Source organism: Marivirga lumbricoides (assembly GCF_014636295.1).
Classification (GTDB): domain Bacteria; phylum Bacteroidota; class Bacteroidia; order Cytophagales; family Cyclobacteriaceae; genus Marivirga; species Marivirga lumbricoides.
This window is the reverse complement of sequence record NZ_BMEC01000001.1, coordinates 333,147-349,837: the sequence shown is the minus strand read 5'-3', so window position 1 is coordinate 349,837 and position 16,691 is coordinate 333,147. Positions and strand designations below refer to the sequence as shown.

15 protein-coding genes are annotated in these 16,691 nt (G+C 37.0%); 7 read left to right on the top strand and 8 right to left on the bottom strand.

Features of this window, described 5'->3' with window-relative positions:
* Positions 1 to 34: 34 nt before the first annotated feature.
* The 4 genes from IEV85_RS01475 to IEV85_RS01460 are packed head-to-tail and all read right to left on the bottom strand — an operon-like array spanning position 35 to position 3,527.
* On the bottom strand, positions 35 to 517 hold the full coding sequence (locus IEV85_RS01475; RefSeq protein ID WP_188460028.1) for a low molecular weight protein-tyrosine-phosphatase: 483 nt from the start codon (positions 515 to 517) through the stop codon (positions 35 to 37).
* Positions 510 to 1,379 carry a glycosyltransferase family 2 protein gene (locus IEV85_RS01470; RefSeq protein ID WP_188460027.1) on the bottom strand — a complete coding sequence of 290 codons (870 nt, stop codon included), beginning with the start codon at positions 1,377 to 1,379 and terminating at the stop codon, positions 510 to 512. Before IEV85_RS01470 ends, IEV85_RS01475 begins: the two co-directional genes overlap by 8 nt.
* Positions 1,372 to 2,610 (bottom strand): MATE family efflux transporter, encoded by a 1,239-nt coding sequence (locus IEV85_RS01465; protein WP_188460026.1) that lies wholly within the window; start codon positions 2,608 to 2,610, stop codon positions 1,372 to 1,374. Before IEV85_RS01465 ends, IEV85_RS01470 begins: the two co-directional genes overlap by 8 nt.
* Complete coding sequence (locus IEV85_RS01460) at positions 2,604 to 3,527, bottom strand: hypothetical protein (RefSeq protein ID WP_188460025.1); 924 nt, start codon at positions 3,525 to 3,527, stop codon at positions 2,604 to 2,606. The genes IEV85_RS01465 and IEV85_RS01460 overlap by 7 nt, the downstream gene beginning before the upstream one ends.
* Before the next feature lie 95 nt (positions 3,528 to 3,622).
* Here IEV85_RS01460 and IEV85_RS01455 point away from each other — a divergent pair, with 95 nt between their 5' ends.
* Complete coding sequence (locus IEV85_RS01455; RefSeq protein WP_188460024.1) at positions 3,623 to 4,219, top strand: IMPACT family protein; 597 nt, start codon at positions 3,623 to 3,625, stop codon at positions 4,217 to 4,219.
* A gap of 31 nt (positions 4,220 to 4,250) precedes the next feature.
* Here the strand turns inward: IEV85_RS01455 and IEV85_RS01450 are convergent, their stop codons facing one another.
* Both IEV85_RS01450 and IEV85_RS01445 read right to left on the bottom strand, forming a co-directional pair.
* On the bottom strand, positions 4,251 to 5,168 hold the full coding sequence (locus IEV85_RS01450; RefSeq protein ID WP_188460023.1) for an alpha/beta hydrolase: 918 nt from the start codon (positions 5,166 to 5,168) through the stop codon (positions 4,251 to 4,253).
* A gap of 86 nt (positions 5,169 to 5,254) precedes the next feature.
* Complete coding sequence (locus IEV85_RS01445; protein ID WP_188460022.1) at positions 5,255 to 5,731, bottom strand: Mpo1 family 2-hydroxy fatty acid dioxygenase; 477 nt, start codon at positions 5,729 to 5,731, stop codon at positions 5,255 to 5,257.
* 373 nt (positions 5,732 to 6,104) lie between these two features.
* Here IEV85_RS01445 and hisG point away from each other — a divergent pair, with 373 nt between their 5' ends.
* The 3 genes from hisG to hisC are packed head-to-tail and all read left to right on the top strand — an operon-like array spanning position 6,105 to position 9,346.
* The gene (gene hisG / locus IEV85_RS01440) at positions 6,105 to 6,962 is read left to right on the top strand and encodes an ATP phosphoribosyltransferase (RefSeq protein ID WP_188460021.1); all 858 of its coding nucleotides are present in this window, start codon (positions 6,105 to 6,107) and stop codon (positions 6,960 to 6,962) included.
* 16 nt (positions 6,963 to 6,978) lie between these two features.
* A complete protein-coding gene (gene hisD, locus IEV85_RS01435; RefSeq protein WP_188460020.1) occupies positions 6,979 to 8,274 on the top strand; it encodes a histidinol dehydrogenase in 1,296 nt (431 codons plus the stop codon).
* 13 nt (positions 8,275 to 8,287) lie between these two features.
* Positions 8,288 to 9,346 (top strand): histidinol-phosphate transaminase, encoded by a 1,059-nt coding sequence (gene hisC, locus IEV85_RS01430; RefSeq protein ID WP_188460019.1) that lies wholly within the window; start codon positions 8,288 to 8,290, stop codon positions 9,344 to 9,346.
* A gap of 68 nt (positions 9,347 to 9,414) precedes the next feature.
* Here the strand turns inward: hisC and IEV85_RS01425 are convergent, their stop codons facing one another.
* Positions 9,415 to 9,828, bottom strand: a complete 414-nt coding sequence (locus tag IEV85_RS01425) for an OsmC family protein (protein ID WP_188460018.1) — start codon at positions 9,826 to 9,828, stop codon at positions 9,415 to 9,417.
* A gap of 224 nt (positions 9,829 to 10,052) precedes the next feature.
* Between IEV85_RS01425 and IEV85_RS01420 the strand changes: the two genes are divergently transcribed.
* The 3 genes from IEV85_RS01420 (at position 10,053) to rnr (ending at position 15,432) form a co-directional block, all read left to right on the top strand.
* Positions 10,053 to 12,044, top strand: coding sequence for an alpha-amylase family glycosyl hydrolase (locus IEV85_RS01420; RefSeq protein ID WP_188460017.1), 1,992 nt, complete (start codon positions 10,053 to 10,055; stop codon positions 12,042 to 12,044).
* Positions 12,045 to 12,509: 465 nt separating this feature from the next.
* Positions 12,510 to 13,211, top strand: a complete 702-nt coding sequence (locus IEV85_RS01415) for a 3'-5' exonuclease (protein WP_188460016.1) — start codon at positions 12,510 to 12,512, stop codon at positions 13,209 to 13,211.
* Between the two features lie 46 nt (positions 13,212 to 13,257).
* The gene (rnr, locus tag IEV85_RS01410; RefSeq protein WP_188460015.1) at positions 13,258 to 15,432 is read left to right on the top strand and encodes a ribonuclease R; all 2,175 of its coding nucleotides are present in this window, start codon (positions 13,258 to 13,260) and stop codon (positions 15,430 to 15,432) included.
* 65 nt (positions 15,433 to 15,497) lie between these two features.
* Here rnr and IEV85_RS01405 read toward each other — a convergent pair whose 3' ends face one another.
* The gene (locus IEV85_RS01405; RefSeq protein ID WP_188460014.1) at positions 15,498 to 16,685 is read right to left on the bottom strand and encodes a phosphoglycerate kinase; all 1,188 of its coding nucleotides are present in this window, start codon (positions 16,683 to 16,685) and stop codon (positions 15,498 to 15,500) included.
* Positions 16,686 to 16,691 lie beyond the last annotated feature (6 nt).

Sequence of the window (16,691 nt, the reverse complement as noted above, 5' to 3'; positions counted from 1 at the left end):
CATTTTCGGAGTAATATGCTTTAAATTCCGGTTTTCAGGAGTTTAATTCTTGCCTGAGGTCTAATAGTAAATTGTCTGTGGATCTGTTCAGAATATCATAAACATCCTGAAATCCTTTTTCACCACCATAATAAGGATCCGGGACGTCAATATTCTTCAAGTGCTGATTCGCTTCATAATATCGAATCAATTTTACTTTCTCAACATCTTCTTTTGTTTTGGCCAGTTTTAAAACGTTCTGTTGATTAGAGGCATCCATTACAAGTATTCTATGAAAGTGCTTAAAATCATCATGTGTAAACTGCCTGCCTCTGTGTTTTAAGATTAAGCCATTCTGCCTGGCATTTTTCAGGGTTCTTTCATCCGGTAATTCTCCAATATGGAAATCCGAAGTGCCACATGAATCAACTGATATTAGTCCTTCTAGCTTATTTTCCTGAATTTTTTTGAGTAATAACCCTTCTGCTAGTGGGGAGCGGCAGATGTTTCCTAAACACACAAATAACACCTTAATCATTTTTAAAAATCGTTTTAGCCCACAAGCTACTAAATTTCATGAACAATCTTAACCTATTGAACAGGAAAGCTTGTTTAGCTTCAAAACCCAGCCTGCTTAACAATGCAAGTTTTTCCTCCTTATTTTGAATTAAATGGTAGATTTTGCAGCATATAAGGTAAGTGGAATTCAACTGTTTATTCCCTTTACGGTATTGTTTTACTGACATTGAATCAGGTAACACTCTTTTTTGCACTAGTATTTTGTCAATGTAAGAAAAGGGGTAATTTCTTGATAATCTTATTTTTAAATCAAAATCTTCATAAGCTAAACTCTCATCATACCCACCAATCTCCCTAAGGTAACTACCTCGGTACATCATGGTGGGAGAGCAAATGAAATAGTTTTTAATAATATTAGGGAATATGTAGCCTTGCGGAACTTTTTGGATTGATTTATTTGATTCATTTACCACATAATGTGTTCGTAAAATGTCACCTGAAGGGTTAATGTAATGTGCGTTTGAAAAGTTAATGGCAACCTTTAGTGTCTGATTCATATTCTTAACACCTTCCTCTAAACGCATAGGTAAAAGAATATCATCAGCTGCTAAATCAATAATATAATCGGCATTGGTGCGGGCAAGGGCTTTATTAAAGGCTTTGCAATTCCCCAGGTTTTGTGGATTGAAAATTGATTGGATGTTATAGGAGCTGTTCTCCAGAATAAATTCCTCTATCATATTTATACTATTATCTTCAGAGGCATCATCCACAATAATTAATTCCCAATCTTTAAAGGTTTGTTGCACCACAGAATTTAAAGCTTCCTTTACATAAGCTTCATGGTTATAGCAGAGGCATACTACAGCTACTTTAGGCATGGCTCCAATGTTTTTTAGTAAAAGAAATGACCAGAATCAGATAAACTATAAACCTGAAGACATGAGCATACACAAGGATTTCAATATCAGAATGATTCCCCAGGAATATGCTTGCCACATAAACAGAAGCACTTACAAATTCACAAAAAATGTATTTTCCAGTGCTGACAGTTGCCATCAAAAGTAAAGCAAAAGGAAAACTTAAGAAGGCTAATAAGTCACCCAGCATTTGCCAGTTAAAAAGTGAAGTTGCTTTAAGATAGTCTGCTGAGTATAAAAAGAGAACCACCCAATGCTTGAGAAAAAAAAGCAGCAGGAAAAAGAGCAGTGTAAAACCTAAAAGCTTCTTAAAATATTTCGTAAAGAAGGACGATAAATCTGCCGAACTTTTCCGGTAGAGCTGAGTAAGTACAGGGTAAAAGGTTAGAAAAAGAAAACTGATGAGTAACCCCCTGTAGGCTTCAGAGATTCTTACCACGGCTTGCCATAAACCTGTTTCCTCTATTCCAAAAAGCTGCATGGCATTTTCCCTTACAAAGAAATCCACCCATTTGCTTGTTATCCATACGGTGAGGCCCATTAAAATAAATTGTCTGAAATGAGCAAGAATAGGTTTCTCAATTCGGAACAGATTAAACCGCAATGCTTTAACTTTCTTAAAGATTAAAAAAATAACTAAACCCATAGTGAAACAACCTTGAACTACTACGAATAGTAGTAAGGTGTTTGATGCTGTCGTGTTACTTGCTATCAAGATTCCAAAAATTGATAGCCATTGCATCGCACTAAAAATCACAAGAAACTTCAACTTCTTTTGTGCAATAAACAGAGCGGAAAGCAGACTCTGAATAGTAATAAGAAGTACCGAGGCTATTACAAGTAACCATGTGCCTGTAGTGAAGCTAAACAGATCGGTGGGGAAAGCCCCTGAAAACCATAAGGTTGCTAATGTCAGGAGAAATATGACGATTGTTAAAAAAAATGCTGTGGTAGTTATATCTTTTGTTGAGTACTTTTCATGGGAGTAAGCACTTATGTAACCTTGGGCTACTGCATCCTGAATAGGCTGGCTAAAAAGGCTTATCAGATTTTGAAAGTGGCTAAGAAGGGTAGTGCCGGCGGGGCCAAATAATACGGCCATGTACTTTTGCATCCCCAGGCCCCCAAGCATCCGGACGAAAATAATCAGGCCTCCCCAGAGGTAATTCGGAAGCTTTCGTACTTTTAGCATTGCACTGTGTATTTTTTAGACATTCTTCCGCCCACTGATAATTTATATCTAAGTAGTCCTTTATTGAGCAAACCTTCTTTTTTCATAGAAGTACCCATTTCTATGAATTGTATATTTTCTCTCTGAGCTATTTCATATAGAGCATTCCATAATAAAAGGGGGAAATTTTCTTTGGGATAGTCAGGATTAGTTATGAGCGAATATACATAGAAACAAGTGCTATTTACCTTAATAAATATGGCTAAACATAAGGTTTGATAGGTATCATTCAGAACTAATCCTCTGAAATTTTCGGGTAGCTCAATTTTTGCATCGTCCATAAATTCCGTGGAGATTAAATTTTGATGCCCTTTTATTTTTCTCCAACCTACCAATTGCTGATAATATTGACTCCATCCTTCGTTACTAATTTCTTTAATTGAGAGTTCACTGCCTAGTAGACTCTTCAATCGTCTTTTTTTTCTCCTGTTAACAATATGCTGAATAAAGGAAATGCCTGTTTTAACCACCAAATAGCTAGTTACTTCTACCTCTGCTATAGTAAAGCCAGCATTGATTAAATCAATTAACATCCTTTTCTCATTTAATAAAAAGAGAGGAGCCAGGGTAATACTAATTGTCTGATGTTTTTTATTTTTTAAGTAGTTAATGAGCAAATTAAGTATTTCTGGAAGCAGACTTTCTTTTTTTACATAGGGATAGAAATAAGGTGCCAAATAGGGTGCTTTCCATTCATTATTCCATTGTGCAAAACAGAAAAAAGCAATTAGCTCACCTGTGTCTTCTCTACTAAATGAAAGAGGTAAATAATCAACTTCAGATTCTCTTAAATTCCAGAATTTTTTGTGCGTAAACAAATTAGAATCCCTCATATGCTCATGATCAAAATCAGGCCATTCTTCAGAAATACTGTACATAGTTGGATTTTTAATCAACGATTAACGACTTTTGATTTTTGCAATGGATTTAACTTGCCGGTGGCTTAAAAGCACCACCGAAATATAAGAAATAAATGGAAGATTACTTTTTTACTGTTGAAGGAAGCGCTGAAAGTTTATATAAAGAAAAAGGAAGTAAATTTATAGGGCTTAGTTTCAGGGTGCAAAGTGAAGAGCAAATAAAGGCAATTCAGGAAGAACTTCGAAAGAAATATTATGATGCCAGACACCATTGTTATGCCTATATTCTTGATGAACACAAGTATAGGGCAAATGACGATGGAGAGCCGAATCACTCAGCAGGAGATCCTATTTTGGGACAGATCAGATCTAAAAACTTAAAGCAGGTACTGGTTGTTGTAATTCGTTATTTTGGAGGGACAAAACTAGGTGTTTCCGGTTTGATAAATGCCTACAAAACGGCAGCTTTTGATGTGTTAGAGAATGCAAAAATAGTAAAGGAAGTTGTTGAAGAGGAGTATGAGCTTCGTTACAGCTATGAGCTTACGAACGAGGTAATGAAACTGATGTCGGATTTTGAGGCTACTATTATTCACCAGGACTTTACAGATACGTGCAAAGCTAAAATAGGAGTGAGGTGTTCGCTCACTCAAAATTTTAGTGAAGAAGCAGAAAAGATTCCCGGTCTGACTTTTTCTAAATTAGAATAATGAAAAGGGTATTTTAAATATTTTACACTTTTCAATTTCTAAAAGCACTTCCTACAAAATCAAGGCCTAATGCTATGCCGGTTCTCCAATATTCCCAAGTGTGGCCTCCATCTCTGATTCTTAATTCAAATGGTATATTTTTGCTTTTAAAGATGTGCGTTAAATTTGTGTTTTGTTTAAGAAGAAAGTCATCATCTCCACAATCAAGTGTTATCGCTGGCATACTTTTTTCAGCACCCGGACCAAACGGACTAGGAGCCTTATAATTATCCATTTCTTTTATCATTTCTTGAACAGAGTGCTTTTTATAATTAGTGGGTAGCCCCTCATCATTCAATGGCCCCCATAGCTTTGTATTAAAATTAGCTCCCTGACCACCGTTAGTCCCGGCTCCTTCTTTGGAAGGTTCAACTTCCAGTACCGCTGCACTTAAAGCATAACAAGCTTTAAACATCTCTTTGTGTGAAATAGCGTGATAAAGCGCGCCATAACCTCCCATTGATAAGCCTGCAATGGCTCTATTGTTTTTGTTTTTTAAAATTCGGAACCTTTTTTCTACCTGTGGGATAAATTCTTCATAGAAAAAGTCGTTCCACCTGACCGATTTGTCATAGTTGTTGATGTAAAATGCATCCGTAAGGCCATCAGGCATAATGATAATCATTTCTGGAATACTTCCGTCAGCCATTAAACCGGAGGCAATTCTGTTGATTTCACCTTTAATTACCCAATCAGTGTAATCACCCCACATACCGTGCAACAAATATAGTACAGGATAGTCCCGGACAGATTGATCATATCCCTCCGGCAAATAAACAGAATAATGCATTTCTCTTTTTAAAATTTCACTCTTTATACTAGGAGAGGTGTCAACAGTTCCTTCTTGGGCTAAACTGTTAACTGCAAAAAGAATGGTGATTAAGAAAAACAAAGATTTAAACAATTTCATTAGCTAAAAGTAATTTGTAAAGCCCGTATAGCCGGCTTGTATTCAGTAAATTATTCTGGTAAAGATGTAAAAAATGAGCCAGTGCTTCAGTACCTTAAGCCGATTTTCTTGTAGATAAAATGAAGTAACCAGGCTGGTCCAATCAATAAAAATTGAAGGTCTTTAAGAAAAGAGGGTTTCTTACCTTCTATTTTGTGTCCGTAAAACTGACCTATCCAGGCCAGGAAAAACACTATTAAGCCCACGGCCCAAAGCGGTAAAACTTCCCAGCCACTAACCGCCCTTGCTACGGCAATGCAAATAACTGCGAAAACAAAAAGACCCAGCGCCAAAGGTACTGACAAAGTAAAATAGTATATAAGTGCCAAAAATAACACAATTACAGCCCAATTATCAAAATAACCTACTCCGAAAATATAGGTAAGCTGATCATTAGGGATGGAATATAAAAGTGCTACAACGCTCCAAAAAATTAGTGGGACACAAACCCAATGCACTTTTTTATTAAAGGCATTTTTATGACTTGCTCCATATTCTTCCAATAATGCATCTATCCTTCTCATGTTACTAAAATATAAACTTTTACCGGATTTGACAATATGAATTCATTAGTAAACACTAATTAAATGCCTTATTTAAGGTAAAATATATTTGAAGCTAAAATTCATGATTAATTATTGGATTTAATGAATTACTTTCTACATTTGCAAGCACATGGGTAAATATTTTACAAATAAAGCTATTTTAAACATTGCTTCTCAGGCAATGCACAGCACTCATGTATTCCATCATTCCTCTTTATAAGAGGAAAAATAATCATATATCGCCCCAGGCAAACTGTTGCCGTTTTATAATTAAGATTTGCTGAATTTGATAAAACATTTCATCTGTAAATCACTTATTTTACTATTCTTTTCAAATATTCAAATTTAACTAATGAACGTATTAAAAATTGCTATACAAAAGTCGGGTCGACTAAGTGAAGATTCGCTGAAATTAATTAAGGAGTGCGGAATAAAACTTAATAATGGTAAGGGTAAATTAAAAGCGACAGCGGACAATTTTCCCTTGGAATTTCTCTTTTTAAGGGATGATGATATCCCTGGTTATGTGGAAGATGGGGTAGCTGATTTGGGTATTGTGGGAGAAAACGTGTTGGTGGAGAAAGAAAATGATGTTGAGCTTGTTAAAAAGTTAGGATTCTCTAAATGTCGTCTTTCAATAGGTGTGGATAGAAACTGGGATTATAAAAATATTCATGAATTAGAGGGAAAAAGCATTGCTACATCTTACCCGAAGATTTTAGGAAATTATTTAAAAGGGAAGAAAGTTAATGCTGAGATTCATGAAATAAGCGGATCTGTGGAAATTGCTCCGAGCATAGGTTTGGCTGAAGCAGTTTGTGATATAGTGAGCTCAGGGAGCACCTTATTAAGCAATGGATTAAAAGAAGCTGATGTTATTATGCGTTCTGAGGCAGTTCTTATCGCTCAAAATGCTTTGAGTGCTGATAAGAGAAATATTCTAAATCAGTTGATTTTTAGAATAAATGCTGTTCAGGAAGGTAAACAAAACAAATACATTCTATTGAATGCACCTAATAGTGCTATTGATGAAATTATTTCGCTCTTGCCGGGGATGAAAAGCCCTACTATTTTACCGCTAGCAATGGAAGGTTGGAGTTCTTTACATTCTGTAGTAAAAGAAGATGATTTTTGGGAAGTGATTGAGAAGCTGAAAAAAGCCGGAGCTGAAGGTATTTTGGTTTCTTCAATAGAGAAAATGATTTTATAATACGAAGATTTAAGAGATGAAGGAATTTTATAATCCCAACAGGGAAAGTTGGAAAGAGTTGCTTAAAAGACCCACTGTTTCCTTATCAGAAATAAGAAAGGTGGTGCAACCAATAATGGACCAGGTACTTGAATCAGGAGATGAAGCATTGAAGGAGTATACCCATAAATTTGATGGTGTAGCAATTGAAAATCTTGTAGTTTCAACAAAAGAAATAGAAAAGGCAGGTGATGAATTAAACAAAGCCTTAAAAACTGCCATTGAAGTAGCACATAAGAATATAACAGTATTTCACGAAGCCCAAAAGCTGAAACCTCTTAAAATAGAAACTATGGAAGGGGTAGTGTGTGAGCGAAAATCCATTGGTATTCCAAAAGTAGGCTTATATATTCCCGGAGGGAGTGCTCCTCTTTTCAGTACAGTGCTCATGCTTGCTATTCCTGCGAAAATTGCCGGTTGTAGGGAGATAGTTCTTTGCAGTCCGCCAGATAAGCAAGGTAATTTGCACCCTGCTATTTTATATGCAGCACAAATTTCAGGCATTACCAAAATTATAAAAGTGGGAGGTGCGCAGGCAATTGCAGCGATGGCTTATGGAACAGAAACCGTACCTAAAGTAGATAAGATCTTTGGGCCAGGTAACCAGTATGTTACAGCAGCTAAACAATTGGCCAGCTTAGAAGCGGTAGCAATTGATATGCCCGCAGGTCCTTCTGAGGTATTGGTTTATGCCGATGAAGGGGCTGACCCTGCTTTTATTGCCGCTGATTTACTCTCCCAGGCTGAGCACGGAGTAGATAGCCAGGTGGTTTTTGTAACAACTAGTGATGTAAAGTTGCCTGAGTTGCAAAAAGAGATTTATACGCAATTAAGAGAGCTACCCAGGTGGGAAATTGCCGAGAGATGCTTGCAGAATAGTCTGGTGATTATCTTAAAAAATGAAGAGGAAGCAATTGAACTTATCAACGAATATGCTCCTGAACATTTGATTTTTCTCTGTAAAAATGCCCGTGAAATGGCTGATAAAATAGATAATGCAGGCTCCATATTTTTGGGTTACTTTACTCCGGAATCAGCAGGAGATTATGCATCCGGAACAAACCATACCTTACCAACTAATGGAGCAGCAAGAGCATATAGCGGTGTTTCTTTGGATAGCTTCGTAAAAAATATAACCTATCAGGAGATTACGGAGAAAGGTTTGCAAAATTTAGGCCCACATGTGGAAGAAATGGCGGCAGCTGAAATGTTGCAGGCACATAAAAATGCTGTATCTGTCAGATTGAAAAGCATTAAGAAAAAGCGATCCTGAAAAAAATATTTTTATGACACCAACTATTAATTGGGTAGATTACATTCGCCCACATATATTGAAATTAAAACCTTATTCCTCCGCCAGGGACGAATTTTCCGGAGAGGCAAAAATATTTTTGGATGCCAATGAAAATCCTTATGATGAAATGCACAAAGGATACAACCGCTATCCAGATCCTCATCAGAAGGAAATTAAAGCTAAGCTGTCAGGCATTAAGTCAATAAATAAAGACTCAATATTTTTAGGGAATGGAAGTGACGAAGCCATTGATCTTTTATACAGGATTTTTTGTGAGCCGGGAAAAGATGCAGTCATAACTTGTCCCCCTACTTACGGAATGTATGGTGTATCTGCAGCTATCCATAATGTGGAGAATATAGAAGTGCCGCTTACTGAGCAGTATCAACTAGATGTAGAAAATATTCTGGTTGCAGCAGAAAAGAATGTGAAAATGTTATTTATCTGTTCCCCCAATAATCCAACCGGAAACAGTTTAAGGGCCGATGCTATTCAACAATTGCTTAATCAGTTTAAAGGTATAGTTATAATTGATGAGGCCTATATAGATTTTTCAGCGCAAGAATCATATACTGAGCTAATTAACAATTACCCTAATTTGGTAGTGATGCAAACGCTTAGCAAAGCGTGGGGGCTTGCATCTGTGAGGTTAGGTATGGCTTTTGCCAATGCTGAATTGATAAAAATCCTGAACAAAGTGAAGCCACCTTACAATATCAGTGGTCCAAATCAGGAATTGGTTTTAGCCGCATTAAATGAAAAATCAGAAATGGAAAAGCAGGTAGCTGCTATTCTGGGTGAAAGGGACATTCTGGCACAAATGCTGGCAGATGTGCCTGGAGTAAAACAAATCCATCCTTCTGATGCCAATTTTCTGCTTATACAAATTAATGATGCTTCAAATATCTATGATAAGTTAATAGAGGAGGGAGTAGTGTTACGCGATCGATCAAAAGTGAGACTTTGCAATGATTGTTTACGCATTACAATAGGAACCGAAGAGGAAAACAGGCAATTGGTGAAGCTACTGGAGGAGTTGGCAAGAGATTAAAATCAATAGTCGGAGGAATAGATTTTCTCCGACTCTTTTCTTACTTTCTGCAGCTGGGATAGCTAGGATTAGTCTCCATTAGGCTTTTTAATTAACACTTCATGAGAGGCTACCACACCTAAGGTTCCTGAAACAGAGCAATATTTTCCTGCAGCCAGCTCAACAAGCTTTTCAAATTCTTCTGTTTTGAGGTCAGAGGAAGTTGCAGTAAAAACCATGTGAATCTTATGGAATGAACGTGGATGTTCTTCTCTTCTTTCGCCATGTGTTTCTATCTGGAGTGCTAGTAATTCTTTTCTTCTTTTTTTGATCATTTCAACCAAATCTACTGCAGCGCAGGAAGCTAATGCACCCAAAAGACTTTCCATGGGAGAGAAAAAGTCTTTCTCTTTGGCATTATACATATCAATGTTGAGAATATTCCCCGATTCATTTTTGCTCTCATACTCCTTAGGAGCCAACATGTTGGTGATGATTTTCATAAACTTCAGATAAAGGGTTTGCGATTACGCAAAACTAAGCCTCAGATTTTAATTTGCAGGCTATTCTTCTAATTTTTTTCAATTAGTTCTCTAAAGAGTAACAACTATAGCTGTACCTCGTCTTAATTTTTTACATATGTTACAATTACATTCATAAATACCTGTTTATTCAAATGGATTACCGTATCTTTTCTTATTCTTATTTTACTGCTAAATGAACTCCTATGCTGCAACTCATTAAAGATGATCCTTGGTTAGCACCTTATGAAACGGATTTAAATACTCGATTTAAATATTTTCAAGATGAATTAAAGCGAATAGAAAAGCAGTATGGATCTTTATTAAATTATGCAAATCGGCATCAGGAACTTGGCTTTCATCATGATTCAGCTAAAAAAGGATGGTGGTATAAGGAGTGGGCACCGGCAGCAGAAAAGCTTTATTTAAAAGGAGATTTTAATGATTGGAACAATGAGAGCCACCCTCTCAAAAAGGGGGAAAATGATATTTGGGAAATCTTTATTCCCGATAGTGAAGGATTGAAGAATCTTTCCAAAGTGAAAGTGAGGGTACAAGCCTCTAATGGTATAAATGATAGAATGCCAGCCTATACGCGCTATGCTATTCAGGATCCTCAGTCTCACGATTTCACTGCTTGCATATGGCAAAGTAGCAAGAAATTCAAATGGACTGATAAGAAATTCAATTTTAAAGAAATAGAAGCGCCTATTATTTATGAGTGTCATCCGGGTATGGCACAGGAAAAAGAAGGAGTAGGGACGTTTAAGGAATTTGAAGAAAATGTGCTTCCGCGGATTAAAGCATTGGGTTATAACTGCATTCAAATGATGGCTATTAAGGAGCATCCGTATTATGGGTCTTTTGGTTACCATGTGTCTAATTTTTTTGCGCCTTCTTCCCGTTTTGGGACACCGGAAGACCTAAAGTCACTGGTGAATGCTGCTCACAATATGGGCATAGCAGTTATTATGGATATGGTTCATTCTCATGCGGTAAAGAATTTTGCTGAAGGATTGAACGACTTTGATGGATCAGGACATCAGTATTTTCATGAGGATGGGAGAGGTTACCACACTGGGTGGGATTCGAAACTTTTTAACTATGGCAAAGAAGAGGTTTCTCGCTTTCTGCTGTCCAATATTCGCTTTTGGTTGGAAGAATTTCACTTTGATGGTTATCGTTTTGATGGTGTTACTTCTATGCTTTATCATCACCATGGTGAAGGAATGGCTTTTGATCATTATGATAAATACTTTAAAGAAGGAGTTGATTGGGATGCCATTCGATACTTACAGTTAGCCAATACGCTTATTCATCAAATAAAACCGGAAGCCTTGAGTATTGCAGAGGATATGAGTGGTATGCCCGGCAATTGCAGGCCTGTAGAAGAAGGTGGCATCGGGTTTGATTACCGACTGGGGATGGGTATACCTGATGAGTGGATTAAACTTCTAAAGCATAAAAGCGATGAGGAGTGGAAAATGATGGAGATGTGGAATGTGCTGAGTAACAGGAGACACGGTGAAAAAACAGTAGCCTATGCAGAGTCACATGATCAGGCGATGGTGGGTGATAAAACAGTGGCTTTCTGGCTGATGGATAAGGAGATGTATTGGCATATGAACAAGAGCGATGACAATATAATTATTGACAGAGGAATCGCTTTGCATAAAATGATCCGATTAATCACCTCAACTGTAGGAGGAGAAGCCTACCTCAACTTTATAGGAAATGAGTTTGGTCATCCGGAGTGGATCGATTTCCCCAGAGAGGGAAATGGATGGAGCTACAAATATGCAAGAAGGCAATGGTCCTTAGTAGATAACCACGAGCTTAAATATGAATATTTAAATGAGTTTGATAAAGCCTTGGTTCATCTGCTAAATGAAAAGCAGGTGTTAAGTGCACAACCAGCACAGCTTTTGAATGTGGATGAGCATAATCATGTACTCATATTTGAGCGAGCAGGTCTGATTTTCGTATTTAATTTCCATCCTACTAATTCCGTTCCTGATTATGAGTTTTGGATTCCGAAAAAGGGCACGTTTCGTTACCTTCTTAATAGCGATGCACCGCAGTACGGAGGGTTTGACCGGCTAAATCCTGAAACAGAGCATGTGAGTTTTGAAAAGCAAGGGGGTGACTTCCTGAAAATATATTGTGTGAACAGAACTGCCTTGGTGCTGGGGAAATAAGAAAAGTGTAAATTATTTAGCAGCGCAAGCTTCAATTTCGATTAATAGATCAGGATGAGCAGTGAATGTATAGCAATCTACTACACTCGTTGTGCGGTCAGGTTGCTGACTTTCAGAATATCATTGATTCTCGTGTAATTGTCTAATAGTATTTATTTAAAATGCTGCTTTAAGGTCTTTGGCATTTAAATAATGGGTTGGTTTTTAATTGACTCTTCTCTTTCTGTAGCAGTGGAACAGGAATAGAGGAGCTCTAAAACTGTGAATTTGAAGAGTAAGCACTTTATCATTTGGTTAAGATTATGTTTTGTTAAAGTTACAATTTTATCTGAATGAGCTTTAGGCTTTTTTAAACTGCGTAATGATGATAACTTTCCCTCTTCAACTGCGTTTACTCCTAAATAGCTAGGGTTGCGTTAGTACAAAACGATTCTTTTTAATACCTTTCTGAAAACCCCTACATGGATGGCAATACTATTTATTGACATTGAAACAGTTCCTCAGCAACCGAACTTTCAGTCATTAACAGATAAAGAGAAAGAATTTTGGAGTTACAAATCCAGGTATATTTCATCCGATGAAGAACCTCCGGAAGATGTTTATCATAGGGCAGGCATATATGCTGAATTTGGAAAGGTGATTGTTATCTCTTTAGGCTGGCTGGCTGGTGAAGGTGATTCTGCCCGCTTAAGAATTAAAACTTTAGCCAATGATAACGAAAAGGAGTTGTTACAAGAGCTGATAGCAATTCTTGTAAAAGTAGACAATTCTTCCACTGTTTTATGTGGCCATAATATTAAAGAATTTGACGTGCCTTATATTTGCAGGAGGATTTTAATTAATGGTCTAAAACTTCCTGATATGCTGGACGTATCTTCTAAAAAGCCATGGCAAACACCATATCTTGATACGCTTGAAATGTGGAAGTTTGGCGATAGAAAACACTATGCAAAGCTGGATTTACTGGCCCATATATTTGGGTTGCCCACCAGCAAAGATGATATTGATGGAAGCATGGTTTACAAGATCTTTTATGAGGATAATGATCTGGTTAGAATAGCTGAGTATTGTGAGAAAGATGTTATCCTTACCTGCCAGCTTTATTTGAAAATGAATACACAGCCCATTTTAGAAAATGAGCAAATAATACGAGTGTCTGTAGAGTAAATCAATGGCTTCATTGAGCTTAATAACAGACTGATTAAAAAATTATATGAAGAGTAAAAATAAAAAAACAACAGGTGGAAAATCACCTAAAAGAAAGATAAAGGATTTATCTGAGTTGAAAAATGAAGTATTACAGGTACTTGAATTTAACTTGCATAAATCCTATACGGTAAGAAATATTGCTAAAGCTTTACAAAGTAATACTGCGGAGACTAAAAAATACATTGATAGGATATTGAATGAATTGCTAAATGAAGGAAAAATTGAAAAAGCTTCACGTGGTTCTTATATCTCTACCAAACAGCCTGAATTCATAATTGGCAAAGTGGATCATGTAAATCCGCGCCTGGCATATATTATTTCTGAGGGCAGGGAAGAGGATATTATTGTAAAGTCCGATAATTTGAAGGGAGCTTTTCATGGCGATACCGTGAAAGTAGTAGTAACTAAAAAGAACAGGGAAGGCCGGGAAGAAGGCAAAGTGCTGGAGATTATTGAAAGAAACAAAACCCAGTTTGTAGGTAGAATAGATATGTCAGTCCGCTATGCATTCTTAATCCCCGATAGCAGAAGCATCCATACTGACTTTTACATTTACAATGATAAATTGAACGGTGCTAAACATCAGGATAAAGTAATAGTTGAAATTACGCGTTGGCCTGATGGGCCGGACCGAAAGCCTGAAGCAAAAGTTGTGAGAGTTTTAGGCAAGGCTGGAGAAAATGAGGCTGAAATTCATTCTATTATGGCAGAATTTGATTTGCCAATGGAGTTTCCTGAAGCTGTTCTTAAGGAATCTGAAAATATTTCAGATAAGATAACTGATAAAGAAATCTCCCAGCGCAAAGACATGCGTGGTACTACCACATTCACAATAGATCCGGCTGATGCAAAGGATTTTGATGATGCTATTTCTTTTAACAAGTTAGAGAATGGCTTTTTCGAAATAGGTATTCATATAGCAGATGTAACGCATTACGTAAAGCCAGGTACCTTATTAGAGGAAGAAGCTTATACAAGAGCTACCTCAACTTACCTTGTGGACAGAACAGTTCCTATGCTACCCGAACGTCTTTCCAATGGACTTTGCTCACTTAGACCTAACGAAGATAAACTTACCTTTTCAGCTATTTTTCAGTTAGATGAACACGGAACAGTGCACAACGAATGGTTTGGTAGAACAATTATTCATTCTGACAGAAGGTTTACCTATGAAGAAGCTCAGGCAATTATTGAAGCACAAATTGGCGATTACTCTCAGGAATTACATCAGTTAAATGTAATCGCTAAGAAACTAAAGCAAAAACGTTTTGAACACGGAGCAATTGCTTTTGAATCTGTGGAAGTAAAATTTAAATTAGATGAAAATGGAAAGCCTCTGGGTATAATTCCCAAAGTAAGGCAGGATGCACATAAACTGGTTGAAGAATATATGCTGCTTGCCAATAGAAAAGTGGCAGAATTTATAGCTACTAAGAAAAAAGGAGAGCAAAAACTTACTTTTGTCTATCGCCAGCATGATTATCCTGATCCTGAAAAGCTTAATACATTCTCTGTTTTCGCCAAGAGGTTTGGTCACGATCTTAAGGTGGAGGAGAAAGCTATTTCTAAATCATTGAACAATTTAATGAGCGATATAGAAGGAAAGCCTGAGCAAAATGTTTTAGAAAGTCTAGCAATACGCTCCATGGCAAAAGCAAAATATACCACCAAAAGCTCGTTCCACTTTGGTTTGGCTTTTCAATACTATACCCATTTTACCTCTCCTATCCGTAGGTATCCTGATGTAATGGTACACAGGTTATTACAGCATTACCTTGATGGTGGTAAATCGGTTAATAAGGAAGAGTATGAATCAAAATGTTTGCATTCTTCTGATATGGAAAAGAAAGCTTCTGATGCTGAGAGAGCTTCAATTAAATACAAGCAGGTGGAGTACATGGCTTCTGTTGAGGATAAACCTTTTGAAGGCCTTGTTACAGGCGTAACAGAGTGGGGTATTTTTGTTGAAATTATAGAAACAAAATGTGAAGGTATGGTACGTCTTGCTGATATGCAGGACGATTATTATGAATTTGATGAGAAAAATTACCGTGTATTTGGTAGAAATAATAAACGGATGATTACTCTGGGAGATAAAGTGACAGTAGAAGTTAAAGCCACAGATATTGATAAAAGAACAATTGATTTGATGTTTGTGGATGAGAAGAAAAGCAAATAAATAAGCTTCAACAAATCTTATGAATGAAAAAGGCTGCTGAATTTTCAGCAGCCTTTTCAATTTTATTAATCTTCAAGAGCAGCTACTCCGGGAAGGGTTTTTCCTTCCATGTACTCAAGTAAGGCTCCACCACCGGTAGATACATAGCTTACTTTATCCCCATAGCCTAAACTATTAACAGCAGCAGCAGAGTCTCCACCACCAATTAATGAAAAAGCACCTTTTTCAGTTGCCTTTACCACAGCTTCTGCAATTGCTTTGGTGCCTTTTGCAAATTTTTCCATTTCAAAAACTCCCATTGGTCCATTCCACAAAATAGTCTTGGATTTTTCTACTGTTTGCGAGAAAATTTCAGTTGCTTCAGGTCCTATATCCAAGCCCATCCAGCCCGATTCAATAGAATGATTTTGTGCAATTTTAGTATTAGCATCTGCTGCAAATGCATCTGCAACCACTGAATCAATAGGTAATTTAAGTTCCACTCCTTTGTCTTTCGCTTTTTGGATAAGTTCCTTTGCCAGGTCAACTTTATCTTCCTCCACTAGTGAGTTGCCTATTTGGCCCCCCAAAGCTTTAAAGAAAGTATAAGACATGCCGCCACCTATAATTAGGTTGTCCACTTTGTCTAATAGCTTTTCAATAATCAGGATTTTATCAGAAATTTTTGCGCCTCCCATGATAGCAGTATAAGGCTTGTCAGCTTTCCCCAGCACTTTGTCTGCATTTTCTATTTCTGCAGACATCACATAACCGGCTAACTTATCTTTGAAATATTTTGCTACCACAGTGGTAGAAGCGTGGGCACGGTGAGCTGTTCCAAATGCATCGTTAACATACACATCTCCTAATTCTGATAATTTTTTAGCAAATTCTTCATCCCCTTTGGTTTCACCCGGGTAAAAGCGAACATTTTCCAATAATAATACCTCACCTTTCTTTAGCTGACTTGCTTTTTCTTTGGCCTCATCGCCTACTGCCTCTTTGCTAAAGTGAACTTTTGTTCCATAAGCAGCTTCCAGCGCTTTTACTATATGTTTTAATGAGTATTTATCTTCAGGTCCATCTTTAGGTCTGCCCAGATGCGACATAAGAATTACTTTGCCGCCATCTTTAATAATTTTTTTAATAGTAGGTATGGTTGCATCAATTCGCGTATTGTCAGTCACTTCAAACTCTTTGTTTAAAGGAACATTCAGGTCTACACGTATCAATGCAGTTTTGTTTTCAAAAGAATAGTTTTCAACGGTTTTCATCTATGT

What these genes read in the sequence shown, in the direction of transcription:
- IEV85_RS01470 (WP_188460027.1), bottom strand. Translation starts at nt 1,379, where the DNA reads ATGCCTAAAGTAGCTGTAGTATGCCTCTGCTATAACCATGAAGCTTAT.
- hisD (WP_188460020.1), top strand. Translation starts at nt 6,979, where the DNA reads ATGAAGGAATTTTATAATCCCAACAGGGAAAGTTGGAAAGAGTTGCTT.
- IEV85_RS01420 (WP_188460017.1), top strand. Translation starts at nt 10,053, where the DNA reads ATGCTGCAACTCATTAAAGATGATCCTTGGTTAGCACCTTATGAAACG.
- hisG (WP_188460021.1), top strand. Translation starts at nt 6,105, where the DNA reads ATGAACGTATTAAAAATTGCTATACAAAAGTCGGGTCGACTAAGTGAA.
- IEV85_RS01445 (WP_188460022.1), bottom strand. Translation starts at nt 5,731, where the DNA reads ATGAGAAGGATAGATGCATTATTGGAAGAATATGGAGCAAGTCATAAA.
- IEV85_RS01475 (WP_188460028.1), bottom strand. Translation starts at nt 517, where the DNA reads ATGATTAAGGTGTTATTTGTGTGTTTAGGAAACATCTGCCGCTCCCCA.
- IEV85_RS01455 (WP_188460024.1), top strand. Translation starts at nt 3,623, where the DNA reads ATGGAAGATTACTTTTTTACTGTTGAAGGAAGCGCTGAAAGTTTATAT.
- IEV85_RS01405 (WP_188460014.1), bottom strand. Translation starts at nt 16,685, where the DNA reads ATGAAAACCGTTGAAAACTATTCTTTTGAAAACAAAACTGCATTGATA.
- IEV85_RS01460 (WP_188460025.1), bottom strand. Translation starts at nt 3,527, where the DNA reads ATGTACAGTATTTCTGAAGAATGGCCTGATTTTGATCATGAGCATATG.
- IEV85_RS01425 (WP_188460018.1), bottom strand. Translation starts at nt 9,828, where the DNA reads ATGAAAATCATCACCAACATGTTGGCTCCTAAGGAGTATGAGAGCAAA.
- IEV85_RS01450 (WP_188460023.1), bottom strand. Translation starts at nt 5,168, where the DNA reads ATGAAATTGTTTAAATCTTTGTTTTTCTTAATCACCATTCTTTTTGCA.
- IEV85_RS01465 (WP_188460026.1), bottom strand. Translation starts at nt 2,610, where the DNA reads ATGCTAAAAGTACGAAAGCTTCCGAATTACCTCTGGGGAGGCCTGATT.
- IEV85_RS01415 (WP_188460016.1), top strand. Translation starts at nt 12,510, where the DNA reads ATGGCAATACTATTTATTGACATTGAAACAGTTCCTCAGCAACCGAAC.
- rnr (WP_188460015.1), top strand. Translation starts at nt 13,258, where the DNA reads ATGAAGAGTAAAAATAAAAAAACAACAGGTGGAAAATCACCTAAAAGA.
- hisC (WP_188460019.1), top strand. Translation starts at nt 8,288, where the DNA reads ATGACACCAACTATTAATTGGGTAGATTACATTCGCCCACATATATTG.